General features: G+C 51.8%; 21 protein-coding genes, 1 pseudogene and 1 riboswitch. Of the genes and pseudogenes, 11 read left to right on the top strand and 11 right to left on the bottom strand.

Annotated elements, in window-relative coordinates; translation table 11 throughout:
- The 3 genes and pseudogenes from B3K89_RS06000 to rbr all read left to right on the top strand — a co-directional run.
- The coding region (locus tag B3K89_RS06000) for a hypothetical protein (RefSeq protein ID WP_293894548.1) at window positions 1–272 on the top strand (272 nt) is incomplete at its 5' end.
- Between the two features lie 136 nt (window positions 273–408).
- Window positions 409–813, top strand: a complete 405-nt coding sequence (locus B3K89_RS05995; protein ID WP_293894545.1) for a Fur family transcriptional regulator — start codon at window positions 409–411, stop codon at window positions 811–813.
- An 11-nt stretch (window positions 814–824) separates the two neighbouring features.
- Window positions 825–1349, top strand: a pseudogene (gene rbr, locus B3K89_RS05990) (rubrerythrin); the annotation flags it as partial.
- Window positions 1350–1406: 57 nt separating this feature from the next.
- On the opposite strand, the gene B3K89_RS05985 reads toward rbr, so the two are convergent.
- The 3 genes from B3K89_RS05985 to B3K89_RS05975 form a co-directional block, all read right to left on the bottom strand.
- Window positions 1407–2633, bottom strand: coding sequence for an amidohydrolase family protein (locus B3K89_RS05985; protein ID WP_293894539.1), 1227 nt, complete (start codon window positions 2631–2633; stop codon window positions 1407–1409).
- Window positions 2634–2657: 24 nt separating this feature from the next.
- The gene (locus tag B3K89_RS05980; protein ID WP_293894537.1) at window positions 2658–4346 is read right to left on the bottom strand and encodes a glutamine--tRNA ligase/YqeY domain fusion protein; all 1689 of its coding nucleotides are present in this window, start codon (window positions 4344–4346) and stop codon (window positions 2658–2660) included.
- 86 nt (window positions 4347–4432) lie between these two features.
- Window positions 4433–4951 carry a hypothetical protein gene (locus tag B3K89_RS05975; RefSeq protein WP_293894534.1) on the bottom strand — a complete coding sequence of 173 codons (519 nt, stop codon included), beginning with the start codon at window positions 4949–4951 and terminating at the stop codon, window positions 4433–4435.
- 77 nt (window positions 4952–5028) lie between these two features.
- On the opposite strand from B3K89_RS05975, the gene B3K89_RS05970 reads away from it, so the two are divergent.
- The 4 genes from B3K89_RS05970 to uvrB are packed head-to-tail and all read left to right on the top strand — an operon-like array spanning window position 5029 to window position 10217.
- Window positions 5029–5835: a phosphohydrolase gene (locus B3K89_RS05970; RefSeq protein ID WP_293894531.1), complete on the top strand. Its 807-nt coding sequence runs from the start codon at window positions 5029–5031 to the stop codon at window positions 5833–5835.
- A gap of 11 nt (window positions 5836–5846) precedes the next feature.
- A complete protein-coding gene (locus tag B3K89_RS05965) occupies window positions 5847–6818 on the top strand; it encodes a carbohydrate kinase family protein (protein ID WP_293894528.1) in 972 nt (323 codons plus the stop codon).
- A 35-nt stretch (window positions 6819–6853) separates the two neighbouring features.
- Complete coding sequence (locus tag B3K89_RS05960) at window positions 6854–8146, top strand: S1C family serine protease (protein WP_293894525.1); 1293 nt, start codon at window positions 6854–6856, stop codon at window positions 8144–8146.
- Window position 8147: 1 nt separating this feature from the next.
- On the top strand, window positions 8148–10217 hold the full coding sequence (gene uvrB, locus B3K89_RS05955) for an excinuclease ABC subunit UvrB (protein WP_293894522.1): 2070 nt from the start codon (window positions 8148–8150) through the stop codon (window positions 10215–10217).
- Here the strand turns inward: uvrB and B3K89_RS05950 are convergent.
- The 6 genes from B3K89_RS05950 to B3K89_RS05925 all read right to left on the bottom strand — a co-directional run bounded on the left by B3K89_RS05950 (window position 10202) and on the right by B3K89_RS05925 (window position 16509).
- Complete coding sequence (locus B3K89_RS05950; protein WP_293894519.1) at window positions 10202–11125, bottom strand: caspase family protein; 924 nt, start codon at window positions 11123–11125, stop codon at window positions 10202–10204. The two genes, uvrB and B3K89_RS05950, sit on opposite strands and share 16 nt — an antisense overlap.
- Before the next feature lie 32 nt (window positions 11126–11157).
- Window positions 11158–12027: a caspase family protein gene (locus B3K89_RS05945; RefSeq protein WP_345907179.1), complete on the bottom strand. Its 870-nt coding sequence runs from the start codon at window positions 12025–12027 to the stop codon at window positions 11158–11160.
- 98 nt (window positions 12028–12125) lie between these two features.
- On the bottom strand, window positions 12126–12689 hold the full coding sequence (locus B3K89_RS05940; protein WP_293894513.1) for a hypothetical protein: 564 nt from the start codon (window positions 12687–12689) through the stop codon (window positions 12126–12128).
- A 31-nt stretch (window positions 12690–12720) separates the two neighbouring features.
- Window positions 12721–13806 carry an ABC transporter ATP-binding protein gene (locus B3K89_RS05935; protein ID WP_293894510.1) on the bottom strand — a complete coding sequence of 362 codons (1086 nt, stop codon included), beginning with the start codon at window positions 13804–13806 and terminating at the stop codon, window positions 12721–12723.
- Window positions 13796–15487, bottom strand: coding sequence for an ABC transporter permease (locus B3K89_RS05930; RefSeq protein ID WP_293894507.1), 1692 nt, complete (start codon window positions 15485–15487; stop codon window positions 13796–13798). The genes B3K89_RS05935 and B3K89_RS05930 overlap by 11 nt, the downstream gene beginning before the upstream one ends.
- Window positions 15484–16509, bottom strand: a complete 1026-nt coding sequence (locus B3K89_RS05925) for a thiamine ABC transporter substrate-binding protein (RefSeq protein WP_293894504.1) — start codon at window positions 16507–16509, stop codon at window positions 15484–15486. The genes B3K89_RS05930 and B3K89_RS05925 overlap by 4 nt, the downstream gene beginning before the upstream one ends.
- A 43-nt stretch (window positions 16510–16552) precedes the next feature.
- A riboswitch (TPP riboswitch) is annotated at window positions 16553–16642 on the bottom strand.
- Between the two features lie 75 nt (window positions 16643–16717).
- Here B3K89_RS05925 and B3K89_RS05920 point away from each other — a divergent pair.
- Genes B3K89_RS05920 through B3K89_RS05910 form a run of 3 tightly spaced genes read left to right on the top strand, consistent with a single transcriptional unit; the run spans window position 16718 to window position 19038 of the window.
- Window positions 16718–18205, top strand: coding sequence for an NAD(P)H-hydrate epimerase (locus B3K89_RS05920; RefSeq protein ID WP_293894501.1), 1488 nt, complete (start codon window positions 16718–16720; stop codon window positions 18203–18205).
- Window positions 18202–18624 carry a hypothetical protein gene (locus tag B3K89_RS05915; RefSeq protein WP_293894498.1) on the top strand — a complete coding sequence of 141 codons (423 nt, stop codon included), beginning with the start codon at window positions 18202–18204 and terminating at the stop codon, window positions 18622–18624. Before B3K89_RS05920 ends, B3K89_RS05915 begins: the two co-directional genes overlap by 4 nt.
- A 9-nt stretch (window positions 18625–18633) precedes the next feature.
- Window positions 18634–19038 carry a (deoxy)nucleoside triphosphate pyrophosphohydrolase gene (locus tag B3K89_RS05910; RefSeq protein ID WP_293894495.1) on the top strand — a complete coding sequence of 135 codons (405 nt, stop codon included), beginning with the start codon at window positions 18634–18636 and terminating at the stop codon, window positions 19036–19038.
- A gap of 22 nt (window positions 19039–19060) precedes the next feature.
- Here the strand turns inward: B3K89_RS05910 and B3K89_RS05905 are convergent, their stop codons facing one another.
- On the bottom strand, window positions 19061–20095 hold the full coding sequence (locus tag B3K89_RS05905) for a LacI family DNA-binding transcriptional regulator (protein ID WP_293894492.1): 1035 nt from the start codon (window positions 20093–20095) through the stop codon (window positions 19061–19063).
- A gap of 236 nt (window positions 20096–20331) precedes the next feature.
- Between B3K89_RS05905 and araA the strand changes: the two genes are divergently transcribed.
- On the top strand, window positions 20332–21816 hold the full coding sequence (gene araA / locus B3K89_RS05900) for an L-arabinose isomerase (RefSeq protein WP_293894489.1): 1485 nt from the start codon (window positions 20332–20334) through the stop codon (window positions 21814–21816).
- 63 nt (window positions 21817–21879) lie between these two features.
- On the opposite strand, the gene B3K89_RS05895 is transcribed toward araA, so the two are convergent.
- Complete coding sequence (locus B3K89_RS05895) at window positions 21880–23481, bottom strand: xylulokinase (protein WP_293894486.1); 1602 nt, start codon at window positions 23479–23481, stop codon at window positions 21880–21882.
- Between the last annotated feature and the right edge of the window lie 54 nt (window positions 23482–23535).

Here is a 23535-nt window from a genome sequence, read left to right as displayed (position 1 = left end):
ATCGAAGACCTTCATCCGATCGTCCCTCGTATGGGGAGAGAAGACCCTTCGGAGACAGAAGCGAGCGCCCCCCGGTGCGCAGGGGTGAAGACCGACCTGCAATCTCATCCCCACGTGATGAGGCTGGATCGGAAGGCAGGGTGAAGCGTGAACGCAAATCTTCCCCCAAGCCTTACGGTTTTGACAAATTCCGTGAGACCAGAACCAGGGGAGAGAACGAGAACGACTCCTTCTTCTGGCTTGATGATGAAGGAAAAAACAAGGATAAATAATGCTATCCTGTTCTGCGAAACCCCAGGATTCCCTGGGGTTTCCTCGTGGATGTCCGGTTTTACCAGTATCTTGTTGACACTGTGCTAGGCCTGGACTATTATAACTATTGAGATTCGATATCATTTAGGAAATTCAATGAAAGAGAAGCGGCAGACAATACAGAAAGGATTGGTTTGGGAAGCTGTCACCACTGCTACAAACCATCCGAATGCTGAACAAATTTACGAGAACATTGTGCTGAAGCATCCTTCCATCAGTCGGGCAACGGTGTACCGAAATTTAAACATGCTCGTGGATGAGGGAATGGTGAAGCGTATTCGCGTGCTTGGCGGCCCTGATCATTTCGACCGTACCCTGGGTAATCATTACCATATCCAATGCACGAGTTGCAAACAGGTGAGCGACATCGAAGTGTTCGGTGATATCGATTTTAGTACCAAGAATGTGGAAACTTTCGGATACGTCCTCGAATCGTACGAAATAGTGTTCAACGGGATTTGTCCCGATTGCCAAAAAAAGCATGCTGCCCAAAGGCAGTGAAGGAGTAAGGTATGGAATTGAAAGGATCTAAGACCGAAGCCAATTTGAACGCCGCATTTGCAGGGGAGTCCATGGCTCGTAACAAGTACACGTATTATGCCTCCCAGGCCAAGAAAGAAGGCTATGTACAGATTGCCAATCTGTTTGAGGAAACTGCTTTCAACGAGAAAGAACACGCCAAGATTTGGTTCAAGCTTCTACAGGAAGGCGGGGAGATCCATGATACCGCCACCAACCTCAAGGATGCTGCCGCCGGCGAGCATTACGAGTGGACCGAGATGTATATTGGTTTCGCCAAAGAAGCCCGTGAGGAAGGTTTCAACAAGATTGCCACCCTCTTTGAAATGGTTGCTGCCATTGAGAAGCACCATGAGCAGCGCTATCTTGACCTTTTGAAGAATGTTGAAGGTGGCTTGGTATTCAGCAGAGAGGGCGACCAGATTTGGAAGTGCTCCAACTGCGGGCATATCGTTATCGGCAAGAAGGCTCCAGGCATGTGCCCTGTATGTGCCCATCCCCAGGCATATTTCGAGATTGTTGCNNTACTAAGCGTATTTGGTGTACAGCGACAGAGGCAGGCTCAAGGCCTGCCTTTATTCTTGCCCGATATGCATGAAACGAAGCGGATTGACCGATACCATTGCATGAACTTCGTCATCGGAAAGCGGGGATTGCTCGAACATCCGATAATAGGAAGTATAGCTTTCAACCTTCATCAGGTTGACTGAGAAATCAGTCCCGAACAGCGAACGACTCAGGATGACCCGTCGCTTCTCTTCCTCCAAGGAATTAAGATAATTGACCAATTGTAGATAGAAGTCCGGATTGGCCCCGCTGAAGGATATATCGGCATAGATGTTGGGATAGAGCTGCATCAACTCGGTGATCTCGTAGAACCAAGTGGAGTCGGGAACTTTGCTGGTCAGGCTGGAGATGACTGTGATGGGATTCTTCTGCAATGGCGTATATTGCCAGCCATAATGTGCAAAGTCGATACGAAGCAGCGGAAAGCGTGCGAGTACCGGTTTGTAGGCTGAAGGGGCTGTGTACTTCCATGCCTCCTTGGCCGGGATTCCACGAAAACCCTGGTCGTCGCAGTGCGTCATGATGGGGATGTTGTTCTGGCTGCAAAACTCATAGATGTAGAGGACCTTTTGGCGCTCGATCTCATCGGAAGGCCATGGGTCGTATCCAAGCGGCGGATAGAACTTGATGCCGTAAAACTGCTTGTTCCCGGTTGCGATATAGGTGGACAAAAGCTCCTTGATGAAATCCAGGGAGTGGACGGGTGGATTGATTCCCAAAAATGGAAAGAACTCGAACAGTCCATCGGGCCGCTGGCTGTGGTAATAGGAAAATCCCTCAAGCGAATCTTTCACGTAATCGAGGATTTTCTGTTCACTGGGAGTGGGGTAGTACAGAGTTTCCTTGCGTACCAGGATGCTGGAAAAATCCATAAGCAAGGGACACATCGCCATTTTGTCGTAGGTACGTCCCCGCATATGCATTTTCCCTTCCCTGATATACGGAAGTTCAGGCCTGGGAGCTCCTTCCTCATGGGAGGTGAACACCCCGCGTAGGTCATCTTCCATCATCACCAATGTCTGCCCGATGGACTGTTCGAAGGTGGTCAACGTATTGGTCAGTCGGTTGAGGAGCACCGGACCTTTTCGGTTCTTGGCCGTGAGGATGTAGCCGGGGGAAAGTGCTCCGCTGGTGATGAGTTCGGGAATACCCGTATCCAGCGAAGCGAGGAAACTGATGAGGTTAGGATGGGAAATATGCATCACATGGAAGTGCTGGTCAAAGAAGTAATCCATAATTCTCTCTCTGCAGTACGTGTCTTACACACCCATTTTCTGTTTGAGCTTCGCCCAGGAATCCTTCAGGGTCACGGTCCGATTGAAGACCAAACCTTCGCTGCGGTTGTCTTTGCAGAAGTATCCGTTTCTGATGAACTGCAGGTAATCGCCAACCTTGGCGTTGAGAATCTCGGGTTCGGCTTTTGCATCGGTAACAATTCTCAAGGAATCGGGATTCAAATCATCCAGATAGTTGCCGGTAGCCGCTCCAGGATACTCGGACAAGAAGAGTTTGTCATACAGGCGAGCCTCTATGGTAATGCCCTCTGAAGCGCTTACCCAATGGCTGGTGCCTTTCACCTTGCGGTTGTCCGGGGTTGTTCCTCCCCGTGACTCGGGGTCGTAGGTGCAGTGTACTTCAACCACGTTGCCGTCCTCATCCTTTACAACCGAGTTTGCGGTGATGTAATAGGCGTATTTCAGGCGGATTTCTCCTCCGATGAAGAGGCGGTGATACCCCTTGGGGGGTACTTCCATGAAGTCTTCCTTTTCAATATACAGCTCTCGGGAGAAGGGTATCTGATGAGTGCCGCTATTGGGATCTTCGGGGTTTTTCACAGCCTCAAAGTACTCAACCTTTCCCTCGGGATAGTTGTCGATGACCAGCTTCAAGGGATCGAGAACGACCATCAACCGCTCAGCGCGTTTGTTGAGGTCTTCGCGGACACAGAATTCCATCAGCGAGTAATCGACTACGCTCTCGACCTTCGCGACACCGATACGGCTGACAAAGTCCTTCATCGATTCAGGGGAATATCCTCGTCGACGGATTCCGCTGATGGTGGGCATGCGCGGGTCGTCCCATCCATCTACGATCCCCAGCTTCACCAGATTGAGCAGGCGCCGCTTGCTCATCACCAGATAGTTGATGTTCAGACGGGCGAACTCATACTGATGCGGGGTGTGGTCGATGCCGTCGATTGACGTGGCCCAATCGTAGGCCGGGCGATGATCCTCGAACTCAAGGGTGCAGATCGAGTGGGTGATGCCTTCAATGGCGTCGCTGATGGGATGGGTGAAGTCATACATCGGGTAGATGCACCATGTATCGCCTGTTCGGGGATGGGTGGCAAACTTGATCCGATAGAGCACCGGGTCGCGCATGTTGATGTTCGGGCTGGACATGTCGATCTTCGCTCTGAGGACATAGGAGCCTTCAGGATGTTTTCCTTGGCGCATCTCCTCAAAAAGCCTGAGATTCTCTTCAACGCTCCTGTCTCGGGAAGGGCTGTTTTTCCCGCCCTCGGTCAACGTTCCCCGATACTCTTTCATCTCTTCGAAGGTCAGGTTGTCGACATAGGCTTTGCCTTCCTTGATCAAGCGCACGGCAATCTCATACAACTGCTGATAATAATCCGAGGCATGGTACTCATATTTGCCCCAATCAAAACCGAGCCAGCGGATATCGCGCATGATGGACTGGATATACTCGATGTCCTCTTTTTCAGGATTGGTGTCATCGAGTCTGAGATGGCAGCGGCCTTTATATTTTTCTGCAAGACCGAAATTCAGGCAGATCGATTTGATATGTCCGATGTGCAGATACCCGTTCGGCTCGGGAGGGAACCGGGTGACTATGGTGTTGTCGGGGACCCGGCCGTTGGCTAGGTCATCCTCGATGATGCGCTCAAGAAAATTGAGGGGAGTCTTCTCTTCAGTTCGTTCGTCCATATAAAATTCTTCCTTATGCCCTTCCAAAGGGGCTCGTTTGGAGATAGCTCATAGTAGCATAAGCACACTGCTTGGACCAGTACAGTTCAAGCCTCTTTGGTGTACCGTATCGAGTGCATCCAGCCTTGCATGCTCTGCTCGGTAGCGTTGGTAAAGTACGGGCCGAAGCTGATCGATTGTTCAACCCCTGGAAGCTGAAAGTTTCCGATCCAGATCTCTTGCTCCTCACTTCGATACCCTATGGTCAAAAGGGCTGAGCTTCGTCGCAAGAGCCACGTAGCCTCGTCCTGCCCGAAGGGTCGGGCGATGACGGCCCTGCTGTGAAAGCCCGCGATTGACATATGGATCTCAATTTCTTGCCGACTCATGCCTACTGCAGCAAACGTCGTGTCCAAATGGTAGACACAAAGGCCTGTAAACCCGCCTTCACAAGGGACATTCAGTTTTGCCTCAAACATGAATGATTCATCGCTTACAGCCAACAGCAAGGGTCCGTTCGGCAGACTCATGTGGGCTTCTACTTCAAGTTTTACCTGTCGATAGTCCTTTTCCCACACCGATGGTCTGCCCATCCAGCGAAAGTCGCGCATTGTGATTCGTCTCATGCTTGCAGTATAGGCAGTTTGTCTCATTTTATCCACAGACTCTTTCCGTTGTTCCGAAGTTGTTGTAGTCTTAGGGTATGAAGTCACCAAAAGAACTCCATCTGGAACGACAATTGCTTTCCCTGCTTCAAGAGGGAACCGACAGCCATTCCCTGGCTCAGCAGCTGACAAGCGACTCTGAGATCGAGGCTATTCAAGACTATGCGAACAGTGTTTCGATCAAACGGTTGAACTACAACGATCACGGCCCTGTGCATATGCGCCAGGTTGCGGTGAATGTGGTGAAAATGCTGTCGGTGCTCAAACAGGCCGGGGTGAAGACGTCTCTTGAGCAAGAGGATGCCGGAAGCTATGAAGACAGCTTGTGCGCCTTGTTGCTTGCCGCCTTTCTGCATGACTTGGGGATGAGTGTCGGAAGGACCGACCATGAGTTGACAGGGCTTGTCATTGCCAGGCCGATCATGGACCGGCTGCTGCAGGTCCTGCTGCCAAACGCTTTGGAACGTCGCATAGCCATCATGTCGATAGCCAGCGAAGGTGTCCTTGGGCATATGGCGAACCGAAAGATCTACTCCTTGGAAGCGGGTCTCTTGCTGGTTGGCGATGGATGCGACATGGAAAAGGGAAGGGCGCGTATCCCGATGAGCATCAGCACAAGCCCGAAGACCGGGGATATTCACAAGTATTCAGCTAATTCCATTGAGAAGGTAACCATCAGCAAGGGTGAAGGGGCTCCCATTCTCATCGATGTGCAAATGTCCAGCGATGTGGGGTTCTTCCAGATCGAGGAGGTCTTGCTGCCCAAGATTTCCATGAGCCCTGCCAAGCAGTATGTGCAGCTTCTTGCCGGAGTCATCGGGCAGGAGAAGAAACGCTATTTATAGGAGAGAGCAGTATGATAGGTGTCATCGGTGAAGCCTTGATCGATTTCATTTCCAAGCCTTCAAATCTTTCAACGGTCAGCTTCGATTCACATGTAGGCGGGTGCGGTCTCAATGCTGCCACAGCGGCATCGCTGCAGGGTTCTGCTGTCGGGTTCATTGGAAAGCTTTCAAAGGATATGTTCGGCATGAGGGTGTTGGACCATTTGGTGGAGAACCGGGTGATGTTCGATCCCGCCCTGTGTGCTGCAGAACAACCTTCCTTGCTGGCCTTTGCTTCCTTGGATGAGCACGGGAAGGCGACCTATGCGTTCTATTGGAAAGGCTCGGCTCCAGTCACCCTGAACAAGGAGGAGCTGCTCTCTGTGATGGGAGTGCATACCGACCTCAGGGTGGTTCACATCGGCTCCCTCGTCCTGGCTTTGGAACCCGGTTGCCATGCGATTCTGGCAGCCCTCAAGGAGTACGAACCCCGTCCCATCATCTTTCTCGATCCCAACGTACGGCCGGCTGTAATCGACAACAGGCAATCGTATCTGAAGCGCATGGAGCAGGCGTTCGGCCTGGCCTCGCTGATCAAGCTCAGCGACGAAGACCTTCTCTACCTGTATCCCGGCGCGGATGTCAAGAAACAAGCCAAAAAGCTTGCCTTCGATTACTCGGCACATACCATATTGACCCTGGGAAGGGACGGCAGTATTTGGTTCACCCCCGAGGGACTGGAAGTCAGCATGCCGATCATCGATCTGCCTGTCATCGACACGGTGGGAGCCGGTGATACATTCAGTGGAGCCCTGCTCTCCTACCTGCACGAACGGGATTGCTTCGGCTCCGACGGCCAGCTGCCCTGTCTTGGTGTGCTTGATGAGCACCTGATCATGGATGCCCTCAGATGGGCGAGTGCTGCAAGTGCAATAAACTGCTCACGAAGGGGTTGCGACCCTCCGACAAAAGAGGAAGTTCTGACGCTCCTGTCCAGCCTATAGTTGCCTAGCTCCCCCTTTGGAAGTACACTAGGGACATGCTTCGAACTACACGCACCACAGTAATCCGGATAGTGCTAGCCATCCTTATCGGTACGGCCAGTATTGTTTTTGCCTACATCCTGATTCGTTGGACCAACTCCATCAATGAGGACAAGCGCAAAAAAGATCTTGCCCAGGTACTCAAGGGCGTGGTTGAGGCACAGGGCGTGGAAGGGTTGCTTTCCTTATCCGGTGTTCCGGTGTCAAATATATTCCATGGTGAGGATGGTCTGATCCTTTTCGAGGGTGATGAGCGTTCCTGGATGTATAGTGCCGATGAGAAGCAAACCATCAGTGTCTATGAGCAAGCAAACAAGAGTGTGGTGCATATCACCACGATTGCCGAATCCCAGGTGAATGCATTCATGGACGTGCTTCCCGCCCAGGGTACCGGAAGCGGAATAATTCTCTCATCCGATGGATACATCCTTACCAATGCCCATGTGGTTGAGAAGGCCGCCAGTTTGAAGGTGGGACTGTACAACAACCGGACCTATCCTGCCACGCTGGTGGGTATCGACAGCGAGGATGACCTGGCTGTGATAAAAATCAATGTCGAGAAAGAAGTGGTGCTCAAGCCGATCACCTTGGGCACCAGCGAGGAACTCAAGATTGGACAGAAAGTCATCGCCATCGGCAATCCTTTCGGATATGATCGCACGCTGACGGTCGGGGTGGTGAGCGGTTTGAACAGGCCTGTCCGAACCGGTGACGGGAAAATCATCATGAACGCCATCCAGACCGATGCCTCGATCAACCCGGGAAACAGCGGCGGGCCATTGCTCAACGGACGGGGGGAGGTGATAGGGATCAACAGCACCATCTACTCAACCACCGGCAGCTCTCAAGGATTGAACTTTGCCATTCCCATCGATACTGCCATTGCCGTCATTCCCGACCTCATCAAGCTGGGCAAGGTCAGCCGAGGCTGGCTCGACTTGGCGGCAGTGCAGCTCTCCCCCCAATTGGTAGCCTATGCGAAGCTCCCGGTTGACAAGGGTGTACTCATCAGCCAAGTGGTAAGCGGCGGTTTTGCCGACAAGGCGGGCTTGAAGGGTGGAAATCAGATGGTCCAATACGGTTCAAGTGTGATATACCTGGGCGGAGACATCATCACGGCAGTCAATGGTGAAGTGGTGGAAGATCTCAACGATTTGTATCTTGCCCTGCTGCCGCTGAAAAGCGGTCAAAAGGTGAGTGTGACGGTGAACCGCAAGGGTGAGATCAAGCAGATGAATGTACAGCTTATTGAACGAACGGCGCAACACGTAAGCGCATTGGTGCGATAATATGGAAGAACTCAAAGTAGACGAGCGATGGGGAGGGGAGTCGGTAACAAATGTGCATGGCGACGTCTCCTATCAGAATAAACGCTTCAAGGTGGTTTCAGCATACGACCCTTCGGGAGATCAGGCACAGGCCATCGAGGCCTTGAGCAAGGGTCTTGAACAGGGTGACTTCCATCAGACCCTCAAAGGGGTTACCGGTAGTGGTAAAACCTATACGATGGCCAAGATTATCGAACAGGTGCAGCGCCCTACCTTGGTGCTTTCCCACAACAAAACATTGGCAGCCCAGCTCTACCGGGAGTTTAAGTCTTTCTTCCCTGAAAATGCCGTCGAATACTTCGTCTCAACCTACGACTATTACCAACCGGAGGCGTATGTTCCCGGCAAGGACCTCTATATTGAAAAGGATGCCGATATCAACCAGGAAATCGACAGGCTCAGGCTTTCTGCCTCCTTTTCCTTGATGGAGCGACGCGATGTCATTGTGGTGGCCACCGTTTCCTGCATATTCGGTTTGGCCAACCCTGTCTCGGTTCGTGACATGGTACATACGTTTGCCAAGGGTGACCAGTTCAACCATCACGAGGTGCTCGAGAAGCTGGTGAGGATGCAATATGAACGCAACGATGCCATTCTCAAGCGGGGTGCTTTCCGCGTGAAGGGTGATATTATTGAAATTTGTCCCTCCTATTTGGAGAATGCCGTACGAATCAGCGTGGATTGGGATGAGATTGCCTCCATCCAATGGTTCGATCCCGTGTCTGGAGAAAAGCAGGAGATGGTGGATAGCTACACCCTCTATCCCGCAAAGCAGTTTGTCATGCCTCCTGAGCAGGTCAAAGCAGCAATTGGACGAATTCGCAGTGAGATGGAGGACCAGGTCGAGCTCTTCAACAGCATGGGAAAACCGCTCGAGGCTGAACGGATCAAGACCAGGGTTGAGTATGACTTGGAGATGCTTGAGGAGATAGGCTACTGTTCAGGAATTGAGAACTATTCACGTCCTCTCTCAGATCGAAAGGCGGGCGAGCGTCCTGCAGTGCTGCTGGATTATTTCCCTCCTGACTTTATTACGTTCATAGATGAATCGCATGTCACCCTCCCGCAGGTCGGTGCGATGTACGAGGGGGACAGGTCTCGGAAACTCAACCTGGTCAATTACGGCTTCAGGCTCCCCTCAGCCTTGGACAACAGGCCATTGAAGGCGGCAGAGTTTGAACAGGTCGTGCAGCAGCGCATCTATGTGTCTGCGACACCCGGCAAGACTGAAGTTGCCAAAAGTGCAAGAGTGGTTGAGCAGATTATCAGGCCGACCGGGTTGCTGGATCCCGAGATTGATGTCCGCCCTTCTGAAGGCCAGATGGAGAACCTGTATGGAGAAATCCGAAAAGTAGTTGCCAAGAAGCAACGAGTCCTGGTTACAACCCTGACAAAAAAGATGAGCGAGGATTTGACGGATTACTTCGCTTCGCTGGGCTTGAAGGTGCGGTACTTGCATTCGGAAATCGATACCATCGAACGGGTGGAGATTCTCAGGGACCTTCGGCTTGGAGTGTTTGATATCCTGGTGGGTATCAACCTGCTTAGGGAAGGATTGGACCTTCCAGAGGTTTCTCTTATTGCCATTCTCGACGCAGACAAGATTGGGTTCTTGCGGTCGACCACCTCCTTGATTCAGATCATCGGCCGGGCTGCTCGAAATTCCGAGGGGAGGGTCATCATGTATGCCGACCGGATGAGTCCTGCGATGGAAGAAGCCATCGGCGAGACGAATCGAAGACGGGAAATACAGACAGCCTACAACGAAGCGCACGGCATTACACCTACTACTATTGTAAAGGCGGTTCAGGACATCCTCGAACGGGAGCGTGAGGAGACGAAGGAAATCCAGAAGCAGGATCTATCCATTCTCAAGGGTGGATACAACCTCTTCAATGCCAACGACCGCAAAAAGTACATCAAGGCCTTGGAGAAGGAGATGCTGGAAGCTGCCAAGAACCTGGAGTTCGAGCGCGCCGCCGTCATCCGTGATGAGATTGTCGCCATTCGTGAGGGTCAGTTCTCGTCCTGACAGAGTACGAGATCCAGCGGCCCGCCGACGATGGTTGGGTGCTGGTAAAACGCTTGATAGGTTCCTGAGAGCTTGATGCGTTGATTCTCCATGATGTAGCTGTAGAGCCCGTCCAAACTCAATGAGGATGGCTTGTTCAAAAGACTTTGGGACTCTTCATCCCATCCAAGTCCTCCGAGCAGAGCCTCGGTGAAGTAGCCGTGAATGTGACTGCCTCCGATGGGCTCCTTGCTAGTGTTGTCTGCTGTCGTTGCAGCCATGACAAACACCTTCTTCTCATAAGAGCCCTTGCTGAAATAGGCCTCATATGCATCAGAGAAGATGGGCCGTGGATCGATGAGCGAGACTGATGTTCCATTTTCCAAGACAAAATTACCTGCATAGCAACTGTCGATGATCAACAGTGTGGTTCCTTTCGATGGTGCGAGCAGGGCAAACAGCTCATCTACGGAGAGCAGCAGTGATGGATCTACTGTGGTTGCATCGAGGAAGATTGTGCCCGATGCATCATCCGGTGCCAATACCCATGAGCCATCCTCCATGCCGTGACCACTGTAGGTGATCAAGAGCAGGTCTTGTTCCTGTTGGTTTTCAACGAGCGCAGAGAGCAACGTGGTTACTCGTTCCTTTGTCGGGAGAGACGGTGAGCTTGGATTGTCGTACGAATCATCGCTGCTTCCTTCCTGCAGCATCAGATAAGCAGAAGAATCTCGATTGGAGAAGAGGGAAGCGAATGCAGCTTCCTGCTCCCTGGCGTCGTTGATCGTGCCTGAGAGCACGTTTGCATTGGTCCCCCGGTAATTCAGCCCGATGGCTACATGGGTGAATGTTCCAGGCTCTGGATGTTGGTGGACAAGCTCACAACCAAGCAGAAGCAGAATGAGGGGAAATAGCAGAAGATGTTTCATGTGTATATAGGTATGAGAGTATGGCTTCTGCTTCAGAATCTGAACAGGACCATGTCCATGGCACCACCTGAGACGAGAGGGTGTTGGATATAATCGGAGAGGCTGAACAGGTTCCAATGGAGAGAGATGTCCGGGAGTCCTTCAATATAGTTTTTACTATATGCATAGAGAGCATCGACTGTGAGGGTGGAGCCTCGAGCGGCAGGGGGCATGGGTAGGTCCTCCACATCAGGATGAGGATACCCCCAGCCCAGAGCTTCAAGGATGGCGGCGGTGAAGGCGCCATGCATATGCTCTACAGACTTGCTTGAGTCCAAATCTACTTCATAGGATTCTGTATCAGCGCTTGCTGTGAGTACATATATGTCTGGCAATTCATATGAGGAATTCTCCCAATACTTTGCATACCAATCATCAATTGAAGAACCAAGTACCGTGTTTGTGCTCCCCGGGTTAACAGGCAGGGAAAGGCCGCTGTAGCAGGTGTCGAAGATGATGAGCTTGCGGCCATTTACCTTCTTGAAGTGATCCAATAGATTCTGGACATCATAGAAGTATTCTCCATCGGATGATGATGTCTTTGCCAGTGCTATACTTCCGTCCTCTCCGCCATGTCCCGAATAGGCAAAAAGAATGAGATCGTTTTCGTCTGTTACATATGCTAAAGCCTCTATAGCTTTTTCGATATTTGTAATTGAGGGATATGCATTCACTGTTGTTGTTCCAATGAGATAATTTACTTCTGATGTATACGATAACCCTTCTTGTCTGAACCTGTACCCAAAATAGTCGGAATCCGTTTGTTCTGCCAGGCTATCAAGCACGATATGGAGTTCATCGGCATCATTGAGCGTCCCTTGGAGATTATCTTGGCTTGTATTGTTCTGATAATCCAATCCCACCAAAATAGCATACACATCCCCCGCCACCGGCTCATCATAGAACAGCTCACAGGAACTGAGAATGAGTACTATGCTGAATAGGAGGGGGATGATTCTTCTCATTGGCTTCCCCCTTGATGATACGGGAACAGGTGGTATCGCAATCCTACTCCCACTTGGATGGCGGTAATCTCCTTTCTCAGGTGAATGGAGAGCGGGAAAGCTAGAAAGAGTTGATAGGTGGGGTTTTCCAGAATGAGCAACTGTCCTCCTACCTGGAGTGAGAAGGATGCAAATGCCTCTTTGATCTGGCTGTAGAAGTTTACCTCTGTGCCCAGCTGGCCATACAGGGAGAAAGAATCGTTTAGCATGCAACTGGACCTTAGGCCGAATCCAATGGAAGTAAACCCTCTGCTGCGGTAGAGCCCGTAGGGAAGCGAGCGGCTCACCGATTGAATTTGTAGCTCCAACGAACCGTCCCATCGGTTTCCCTGGTACCCGAATAAGCCAAGTGAGGTACTACCGGCAAAAGAGGAACGGGCTGGGATCTCATCCGCAAAATGGGAGATTCCCAGATACTCAAAAGCTGTGGCGGTGGCCGAATGATAGTACCCTGTGGTCTGAGCTGACAAGGGGAAGACTGCTGCAACAAGGAGGAGAATCAAAAGGTAGCGTCTTCTCATATGCCCAGTATACAAAAAAATAACTTTGTTTCTATTCCCCGACCGGGGGAAGCAACGGCTTTGTTACCGATTGTCCATCAACATACTCACGAATATGCTTGACTCTTACTCCCAAGGTAACATTTCTTGACTGAGGTCGATGAGAACAGTGACTGATGATGGGATATCCTTCCCAACTGCAGACAAGTCGGTAGTGATCTCCTTGGAACTCACAGCTCAACACTTCAGCCTGTTTGAACTGGAGATGTACCAAGTACTCTGCAAGAGGCAGGTTCTTGTTGTCTTGGACCAAGACCTCTTCGGGGCGGAAGAAGATGGTGTGCTTGCCCTCCTTGGGCTTGAAGACAAAGGGTTCGGTTCCCCCGGGATTCACCAGCGTTTTGGGAATAATGCTGTAAGGGAGGGCGTTCCCCTCACCCATGAACGTCGCAACAAAAAGATTCGCCGGTTCGTTGTAAATCTGTTCACCTGTCCCTTCCTGCATAACCCTTCCCTCATGCATGACAATAATGCGGTCGGCAAGCGATAGTGCTTCTTCTTGGTCATGGGTGACATACAGAGTGGTGATTCCTGTCTCGTCATGGATCCTCCGGATTTCTTCCCGTAGGTGTTTTCTCAGTTTTGCATCCAATGCCGAAAGAGGTTCATCCAACAGCAGCAGTTTGGGATCTGAAGCAAGAGCCCTGGCCAAGGCAACACGTTGGCGCTCACCGCCGCTGAGCTGCTGGCTCTTGCGCTTCTGATACCCTTCCAAGGCGACCATGGAGAGCAACCGGGCAATTCTCTCCTTGCGTTTTTCCCGACCGACCTTTCTGATTTTCAGCGGATAGGCGATATTCTGCTCCACGCTCATATGGGGAAACAAGGCATAGTCTTGGAATACCATGGCTATCTGCCGTTCATGTACGCTGGTATGTGAGATATCCCTGCCATTGAGAACCAGTTTCCCTTCGTTCAACGGTAGCAAGCCTGCTATCAACTGCAATGTGGTGGACTTTCCACACCCCGACGGACCGATGATGCACGCCAACTCTCCGATTTTGACGGAGAAAGAGACATCCAGGTTGAAATCCTGATAGGAAGCTTTGAGGGAACAGGAAAGACCGTCATCGGTCATATTTGCCTCCTTTTGCCAATTCACTGACGATGAACACAAGAGTACAGACGGCGATTAAAATGGTTCCCAAGGCGCAAGCCCCTTGGAAGTTGTAGGACCCAATGAGACGATACATGACGATGGGAAGCGTCACGATTGAACTGTTGGCCAAGGTCAACGTTGCATTGAACTCACCCATGCTCAAGGCAAAGGCAAAAATGGCTCCAGTGAGCATGGCACCCCTGAGCAGGGGCAGCTCGATTTGCAGGAATGTCCTCAAGGGTCCGGCACCCAACGTCAATGAGCTATGAATGTAGGAATTGGGAATCTTTCGATACTCTGGAAGAATGGTTCTGAGTACAAAGGGTATGGCTATAACCATGTGTGCAAGGACCACCAAACTATAACTAGTCAATAATCCGCCGCGGACTCTTGCACTGATCAGGTAATACCCCAGGCCAATGATCACCGAGCTGACGGTCATCGGCATCATGCCCAAGAGCTCCAACAGCGATCCCTTCTCCTTTTTTCGGATGGCGACACAGAGTGTGAGGGCAAGCGGAACGGTACAAAGGGCTACCAGGGCGGCAATGACCAAGCTGTTTGATAACGCTTGGAGAGCAGAATTCATATGTCCTGTCGCGCGCTCGAGTGAAAGCAGCTGCCGATACCATTTCAGGCTGAATGCCTCGGCACCCGAGCGGGAGGATGAAGCCATGAATGAACGGACAACCACCGATGCAATGGGCCCGAGGATGAACAGGGAAGAAACGATAGTATAGAATAATGCAAGCAGTTTTCCTGGCAGCGTTGCCGGTTTCTTCTCGATCAAGCGATTGCTGTTTCTATACGTCTCACTGAGTGCAAGCCTCTTTTGCGTCCTGTTGTACCATAAGAGGAGGATGCTGGTGACAAGAATGGAGAAGAGCGACAAGGCAGCTGCAGAGCCGGTTTGTCCCAGCATACGGGCCTGCCGGTAGATTTCCACCTCCATGGTGGTATACCGGGGACCGCCTCCGAGGACCAGGATGATTGCAAAACTGTTGAAACAAAAAAGAAATACCAAGGAAGCTGCACTGATGATGGCGGGAAGCAGACGAGGCAGGGTGATGGAAAAGAACGTCTTGGCCTTGGTGGCGCCCAGGGTATAGGATGCCGTTTCGCAGTTGCCATCCATATGCTCCCAGTACGAGGAGACCAAGCTCATGATGATGGGAAAGTTGTAGAACGTATGGGCAAGGATAATGGCGGGAAATGAGTAGAGAATCGAAAGCGGAGGCTCTTCAAGTTTGAAGAGTGTCATCAGGATTCGATTGAGAAACCCATTGTTGCCAAAGAAAATGACAAATCCAAGCACCACCAAGATGGATGGGATCACGAACGGAATGGCGCTGAGTGCAAGGATGAGACGTTTACCCCTGAAGGAGTAGGTGGCGATCAAATAGGCTCCTGGGAGGGCGACGAGCAGGGATGCAAGTGTCGACAAGGTTGCCTGCAACAAGGTGAACAGCATGATTCTCTGCGTATAGGGGTCGGTAAAGACCCCTGCAATACGCGAGAATGTGAATCCTTGCTCGGTGACGAATGCCGAAGAGAGGGTGAAAAAGAGGGGGACGAAGAACAACAGCAGCAAAACCATTGTCGAGGGCAACGGCATCACGCGATAGAATCGCTTGTACTGCATATTCTTGTCATCTCTCATCTACTCATTACCTGTGTCCATTCAGTAAGCCATCTATCGAGGTTTTTTGCAAGTATTTCAGTCTCCATCGAGAGGCTCTTTTTGGGTTTTGGAGCATAGTCGAAGGCAGCGGGAAGCTCGGTCTTGCTGTTTACCGGATACATGGAGTTGGCCAAGGCTATGGTAAGCTGAGCTTCGGTAAGCAGATAATCAACAAACTTTTGTGCATTCGCCTTCTGGTTGCTCGATGCCAGGATCCCTACACCTTCGATGGTGGTACTATGACCCTCACAAAAGATTGCCGTCTGATACCGTGTGGTTTCTTCGTACGTTACATGGTAGACCGGGCTGGTGGAGTAGCTGAGCACCAATGGAGCCTCTCCCTCAGTGAAGAGCCCGTATGCACTGGACCAACCGTCGGTGATGGTCAGGGCATTCTCCTTCATAGCCTCCCACCATGACAGATATCCGTCCTCTCCAAATACCTCGATGGTCCACAGCAGCAAGCCAAGCCCGACCGACGAGGTTCGGGGGTCGATGAGAATCACCTTGTTCTTGTACTTGGGATCGACCAGCGAAGCAAGAGAGGTCGGGATGTCCTGTGCCTTCATCCGTTCGGTATCGACGACGAAGGCAAAATTGCCGTAATCGAACGGCAGGAGCCGATACAAGGGATCGAAGTGCAGAAATGAGGGGATGTCCGAGAGGACCGGACTCTCATATCGCTGAAGCAGGTTTGCATCATACATCTTCTGGGCCATGTCGTCGGTTATGCCGATTACAACGTCGGCCCAAGGGTTGCCCGCTTCGCTGATGACTTTGGTCATCATTTCCACAGCGTCTCCCGCACTTACCAGGTTTACCTTGACGCCGTACTGCTTCTCAAACTCCTCGACGATTGCAGGACCGGGGCCCCAGTCTCCGCAGAACGCATCATAGGCATACACAACCAGCTCTTTCGATTCCTTGGCCGGTTGTGCAAATACTGAGAACGAGAGTGTAAGGATGGCAACCAAAACACATACGTACCGATGCTTGTTCATAAGCACCTCCATATTGAATAGTCTGCCATGGGGATAGGTGTGATTGAGAAGTGACTGTCTCCCTCCGCTGGTATTATCCAGATCAGGTTAACGGGTGTAATCTCAGGCTGTTACGCCACCCCAGGACATGTCCAGCCTAACGGGATGCCCCAAACGTGTCAAGATAGGAAATGTTGACCGCATCTTGCCCCTCATGTACAGTATGGATATGAAACCTCTTGCACTTGCCTCCGATATTGCAACACTGGATGAGAATGCCCAAGATGTGGCTCATCTCCCACCTCTCTGTCTCATGGAGAGCGCAGGTCTGCAGATCTATCAACTATGGAAACCCAGTCTTTCCAAGGATGACCGTCTGGTATTCTTGTGCGGCGGCGGCAATAATGGCGGAGATGCATTGGTTGTCAGCCGGTATGCATTGCAGGATGGGTTTGCCAACCAGGTTCTAATATATACGGGTACGCGGATTTCCGAGTCCTGTGCACGGCACCGTCTTGTTGCCCAAGCATACGCTCTTGTCTCTTTGCAGGCCGAAAATACTGAATTCACCCGCCTATTTTCTGAGTTGCAGCACGCCGACTGGATTGTCGACGGCTTGATGGGCACTGGCTTGAAGGGTCCCCTCAACGGCATTGCCGCTTCCTTGGTTGATGCTGCCAATCAGAGCAAAGCACGAATTCTGGCTGTCGACGTTCCCTCGGGCCTGGGCGATGAGGTCCCTTCTGATGCGATTTGCATCCAAGCCGACATGACTGTTACGATGGGGTTGCTCAAGCGCAGCATGTTTCATCCTTCCACCCGCTCTCGATGCGGGAGCTTGTTCTGCGTCAATCCATCCTTCCCCCCGTTTTTGCTTCAGCAGGTGCCAAGTGCGGCACTGCTCTGTGAGAGGAAGGCACATCTGCCCAAGCTCGCAATCGATGAGTACAAGAACAGCCGTTCCCATGTTGCAATATTCGGCGGAAGCGTTGCCTATAGCGGAGCGGCAAGACTTTCGGCCAAGGCGTGTTTTGCAGCCCGTGCCGGGCTGGTAAGCCTGTATTGCGACGCGCAAGTCTATACCCTGGCCGCCTCTGAAGCCCCTTCGGTGATGGTAAAAGTCTATGAAGGACAGCCGATTCCCCCGTATGGGGCTTTGCTGGTGGGGCCGGGGTGGGGGTCAGGGAGGGAACCGCTGCTCGAAAAGCTCTTTGCAACCGGACAGAGCATGGTCCTCGATGCTGATGGGATTCGGGCCTACGCTTCCTTGCTCGCCCGCGGACGGAGGCCGGAACACGGACCGCTTGTTCTCACCCCTCATCTCGGAGAGCTCGCTTGCTTGCTCGCAAGCCTTTTTGGCGATGACTACGACAGAAAGACCCCTAACGCTTTCTTTGCATCCATTCAGAAGGCAGCTGCCGAACTCAAGGCGACGCTCGTTGTGAAGAGCTCCTTGGTGCATATTGTCGATGAAGCAGGAAACGTGGTGGTCATCGAGGGCAACAATCCATCGCTCGGCGTTGCCGGCAGCGGTGATGTCCTGTCGGGAATCATTGCCTCGCTTTTTGCAAAATATCAGGATGGGTGGCTTGCAGCTTTGGAGGGAGCGTTGATTCACCAGCAGACGGGCCGTCTTGCAAAGCGTGCGTATGGATACTACGATAGTGAAACATTGCTTGCCTTCCTTGGCAGGGCAGTCCAGGAGGCCGAGCTTTGATTCAGCTGTATCTGCTTTCCATCGCCTATCTCTTGCTGGGCTCGGCTTTCCTGCTTTCGGACTCGTATGGTCTGTCATTTCCTCTTTTGCTCTCCTTGCGATACGCCTTCCGCACCCACAGGGTGGTACGAAGGATACTTGTTCTCAGCGGGCTTCTGCTGACGATTGCATTAGCCCTGTTCCCGATGGATCCAGGTCCGATGCTGCTTGGTGACCTGGTTCCGATGCTCAATGTGTTCTCTCTCACGCTCTGGTATCTCTATCAAGCGCTGCGGGGCATCGGGGTGAAGCAGGAAGAGCAGCAGACGGTACTGGATGCAACAGGGCTCTATATGGAACGAAACAAGCGCAATGTCGGCTTTTTAACCATGGCTGTTGCAATCATCCACTTCATTGCACCCCAATTGGTTTTGCTGTAGGAGACAGAGATGCAGGAACGAATTACCACCGCAGGAATACTGATGCGAAACGATGCCTATTTCATCGCCAAACGCGAGGATACAGGCTCCATCGGAGGACTTTGGGAATTTCCCGGAGGAAAGAATCGCTATGGGGAAAGCGAACAAGAGACACTCAAGCGTGAGTTTGCTGAAGAGCTTGGCCTTGAAGTGGAAGTTGGTCAGCTGGTCCACAGCCACGACTTCACCAACAAGGAGACGTTGTATCACCTGAAGGCGTATCGTGTGTATGCCGATGCTGTTGAAAACCTGCCTTTCAAGGTACACACCGAGTATCGCTGGGTGACACTTGAGGAACTGGGCAAGTATGAGTTTGCACCCAGCGATCAGCAAATCGTCAGAAAACTTCAAGAACTTGGCGGGATGAAGCGTTGACCGACGGCACTTGCTGTTGGGGTTACAGGGTCGGACACCAGCCTTTCTCGTCGATGAGATTCTCGGGCAGGATGATATCGATGGGAACACAGATGGTCTCTTCCGGATCCTGGTCAAGCAGTCCCTTTCGATACAACTGATAGATTGCCGTGTACCCTTGAAACTCCGGCCTCTGACTGATCAGGCAGTCGACCGACCCTGCAATCATCGCCCTGCGGTTGTGTTCGATCAAGTCATACCCGATCATGGTTGTCTGGCTCTTGCGACCCAGAAGCAGGACGCTTTGTGCTATCCTATGAATGGCGTCATTGACCACGAATATGCCGCACACATCACCGTGTTTCCGATAGAATGCATCAAGCTCCTTGTCCATGTTCTGTGTCAGGGGAGCCTCCATCTCAAAAACAGGGAACTCTGGTTTGTTTGCAAAGTATTCAGTAAAGCCACGTGCGCGCTCGATTGAGTTGTATGCAGCGCGGTGGGTCTGAATGGTCAGCAGCGTACCGCTTTTCTGTGTGAGCAGATGCATCATCCTTCCTGCGAGAAAACCTCCCCGGAAGGGATTCTGCACAACACAGGAGACCGGGTTTGTATTGGGTAGAGGAGAGTCGATGAACGCATAGAAAGGGATGTCCTTTGCACTGAGTAGCTTTTGCGCATCGGCAGGAACGACAGGGGCAAGCAAGAGAGCGTCGACCTTGTGTGTGAGCAGAGCCTTCCCCTTTTCAAGCAGGGAACCGGGGACCATGCGGTCGAACTCCATCATGTCGATGCGTACAGCCAGGGTGTGCAACTCCTTGGCTGCTTTCAGAATTCCTTCATAGATGAGACTCCAATATCCGAATTCGGAGTGGAGCAGGGGAAGGAGCACCCCGATGGTAAAATCCTTGCTCAGCTTGAGATTGCGTGCGTAGGTATTCGGCTGGTAACCATAGTCTTGCACAATACTCATGACTTTCTTCACCGTTTCGGGCGCAACCCGGCCCCGCTTGTGCAGCACCCGGTCTACTGTCCCGATTGAAACATGCGCCAGCTTTGCAATCTCCGATATTGTCATTCGTTTGTTTTATCCTTTCCGGTTGCCCGAATGTGTTTGTTTATCGATAACGCAAGTATACCATAGAAAGTATTTTTGTCTATGCGATGAAAACATGGCTTGACGCAATGCATAGCAATATTTTTATTCAACTCTTGACAGAAAGTCCAGTACGAGTGAAGATATTAGTATGGTTGCGTTAACGTAAACGCAGTCAATTTTCAAGAGGTTTACCCTCATCGATGGTGGAGGATATCATGCAAAGACAGCCGTTGGCAGCGTACGATTTTTGGTTTGTGGTAGGATCGCAATTTCTCTATGGAAAGGAAACTCTCGATCAGGTGGCAGACCATGCCAAACTGATGGTCCAGCGCATGAACGCAAGTGGATTGCTTCCCTGCAAGCTGGTATACAAGGCAACGGTAAAAACTTCTGAGGAAATCGAGCAGTGTGTTAAGGATGCCAACTATGATGACACATGCGCCGGCTTGATTACCTGGATGCATACGTTCTCTCCCTCGAAAATGTGGATTCGCGGCCTTGATTTGCTGCAGAAACCGTATTGTCACCTCCATACCCAGTTCAACCGTACCATTGTCGATACCGAGATCGATATGGATTTCATGAACCTGAACCAATCCGCCCACGGTGATCGTGAGCATGCTTTCATTGCTGCCAGGATGCATACCAAGCGCAAAATCATCACCGGATTCTGGGAGGACGAACCTGTTTTGGCCAAGCTGGGTTCTTGGATGCGCTCCGCTGTCGGTGCCGTTGAAAGCCGAAAGCTCAAGGTGGTCCGTTTCGGTGACAATATGCGCAATGTCGCAGTAACCGAGGGAGACAAGGTCGGGGTGCAGATGCAGCTCGGCTGGCAGGTAAATTCCTGGGGTGTCGGCGATTTGGTCAGGGAGCTCGAACAGGTCAGCGAGGCCGAAGTTGATGAGCAGATGGAAGTGTATCGCAGCCGCTATGAGTTTGCCACCAAGGACTTGGAGACCGTGCGGTATCAGGCACGGGAGGAAGTGGCGATGCGAAAATTCCTCCAGCGCGAAGGTGCCTATGCCTATACCAATACCTTTGAGGACCTGCAACAAATGCGCCAGCTTCCCGGTCTTGCAAGCCAGAACCTGATGGCTGAAGGATATGGCTACGGTGGGGAAGGAGACTGGAAGGTCTCGGCCATGACCAGCCTGATCAAGCGGATGACCGAAGGTCTGGGTGGCGGCACCACCTTCATGGAGGACTATACCTATCATCTTGAGAAAGGCAATGAACTTTCCCTTGGAGCCCACATGCTTGAGATTTGTCCTTCGATCACGACCGACAAGGCCCGCATCGAAGTGCACGAATTGGGAATCGGGGGGAAGGAGCCCCCTGCACGGTTGGTGTTTGAAGGACATCCCGGCAATGCCATCCTTGCTTCATTGGTGGACATGGGCGGCCGCGTCCGCCTGATCGTCAATGAAATAGAGGTGGTCAAACCAATCTATCGCATGCCCAACCTTCCGGTTGCAAGGGTCATGTGGAAACCCCAACCGGACTTGAACCAGGCAAGCCATCTTTGGATGCTTGCCGGCGGAGCCCACCATGCCGTGCTCAGCTACGACGCAACTGCAGAGATGTTGGAGGATTGGTGCGAGATCATGGGGATCGAGTTTGTGCACATCAACAACCAGACCACCGTCTCATCACTGAAGCAGCAGCTCTTCTTATCAGATTTGGCTTGGAAGCTGCAATGATCGAGTGAGAAGGCGCACAGGAAAAAGGAGGTTCATTGAACCTCCTTTTTTAGGGAACGGCACTTACTTCAGATTCTGTACTGCGGCCTTCTCAACAGCAAGTCCCCGCTTGTAGCGTTCCAGGAAAATATTGAAGCCTTCAATATCCTCCCTGCTTGCCTCGACAGTGGAGATTTCAGCAGTAGCAAATGCTTCTTTTGCAAGGAATTCAGCAAGACTTCTGTTTTGCTTGTGCACCATGTACGAAGCAAGCAGTGCAATCCCCCAGGCCCCTCCTTCTCCTGCTGTCTTGAGCACCGAGATGGGGGTGTGGAGGGCGCTTGCCATCATGCTCTGGCCGACCTCGGCAGTCTTGAAGAATCCTCCATGTCCGGTGATGGAGTCGATGGCCACCTTCTCCTGCTCAAACAGGATGTCCATGCCGATTCGCAGCACCCCAAGGGCGGTGAAAAGTTGAGAACGCATGAAATTGGCGAGATTGAAGGTGTTTGTCGTCTCCCGCGCGAAGAGGGGACGACCTTCATTCATATCGGTCATGGTCTCTCCGGAAAGATAGTTGTACGGCAGCAGACCACCGCAATCCTTGTCTCCTTCCAAAGCCTTGTAGAGCAGCTTGTCGTAGAGCTCTCCCTTGCTGAGTGAGAAGCCCGCTGTGGTGAGCACTTCCGAGAACAATCTCATCCAGTTGTCATACTCACCGGTGCAGTTGTTCCCGTGGCTCATCGCCACAAGCGAACCGTCGGGGGTGGTGACCAGATCGATGAACTTGTTGTAGCTCTTGGAAAGTTCCTTTTCCAGGACGATCATGGCGAAAACCGAGGTACCCGCTGAAACATTGCCGGTACGCTTGGCGATGCTGTTGGTGGCAACCATGCCGGTTCCTGCATCACCTTCAGGGGGGCAAAGCGGAATCCCTGCCTCAAGCGTTCCACTGGGATCGATCAGAAGTGCTCCTGTTTCGGTGAGATTTCCTGCATGGTCGCCGGCTGTAAGGATGGACGGGAGAACTGTCTCCAGCTGCCATGGGAATTTGTAGGCCCGGGTCAAATCAGCAAAGGCTTTGAGCATGCGTGTGTCGTAGCGACCGGTTTTCGTGTCTACAGGAAACATGCCCGAGGCATCGCCGATGCCCAATACCTTCTCTCCGGTCAATTGCCAATGTACATAGCCCGCCAAGGTGGTAAGGAAGCCAAGATCCTTGACATGCTCTTCCTTGTTCAGGATGGCCTGATAGAGGTGGGAGATGGACCATCGTTCAGGAACGGGATAATCAAAGAGTGTGCCCAGCTCTTCAGCAGCCTGGCTTGTCATGGTATTTCTCCATGTCCTGAAGGCAGCAAGCTGCCTGCCCTCGGAATCGAATGGCAGATAGCCATGCATCATGGCACTGACCCCTAGCGCCTTGGTGCGGCGAAGTTTAAGCGCGTAGGTGTGCTGAATGTTGGCTTGCAAGGATGCAAAACAGGATTGTATTCCCTTCCAAACATCATCGAGCGCATACGTCCACACTCCATCAAGCAAGGTATTTTCCCAATCATGGGCTCCCTGTGCTATCGGCTGGTTCTCGGAATTGATCAAGACCGCCTTGATCCGGGTGGAACCGAGCTCGATTCCCAAAACAGTCTTCCCGTGAAGTATCTCTTCTTTGATTTGGTTGGTTTGCATTCTATTCTCCTTTCAGTAATTATAGCCTGTATATCGGATTATTTCCAGATAAAA

It is taken from the genome of Sphaerochaeta sp. UBA5849 (assembly GCA_002432715.1).
GTDB lineage: Bacteria > Spirochaetota > Spirochaetia > Sphaerochaetales > Sphaerochaetaceae > Sphaerochaeta.
The sequence above is the reverse complement of the archived record's forward strand: the minus strand, read 5'-3'. Positions and strand labels throughout refer to the sequence as shown.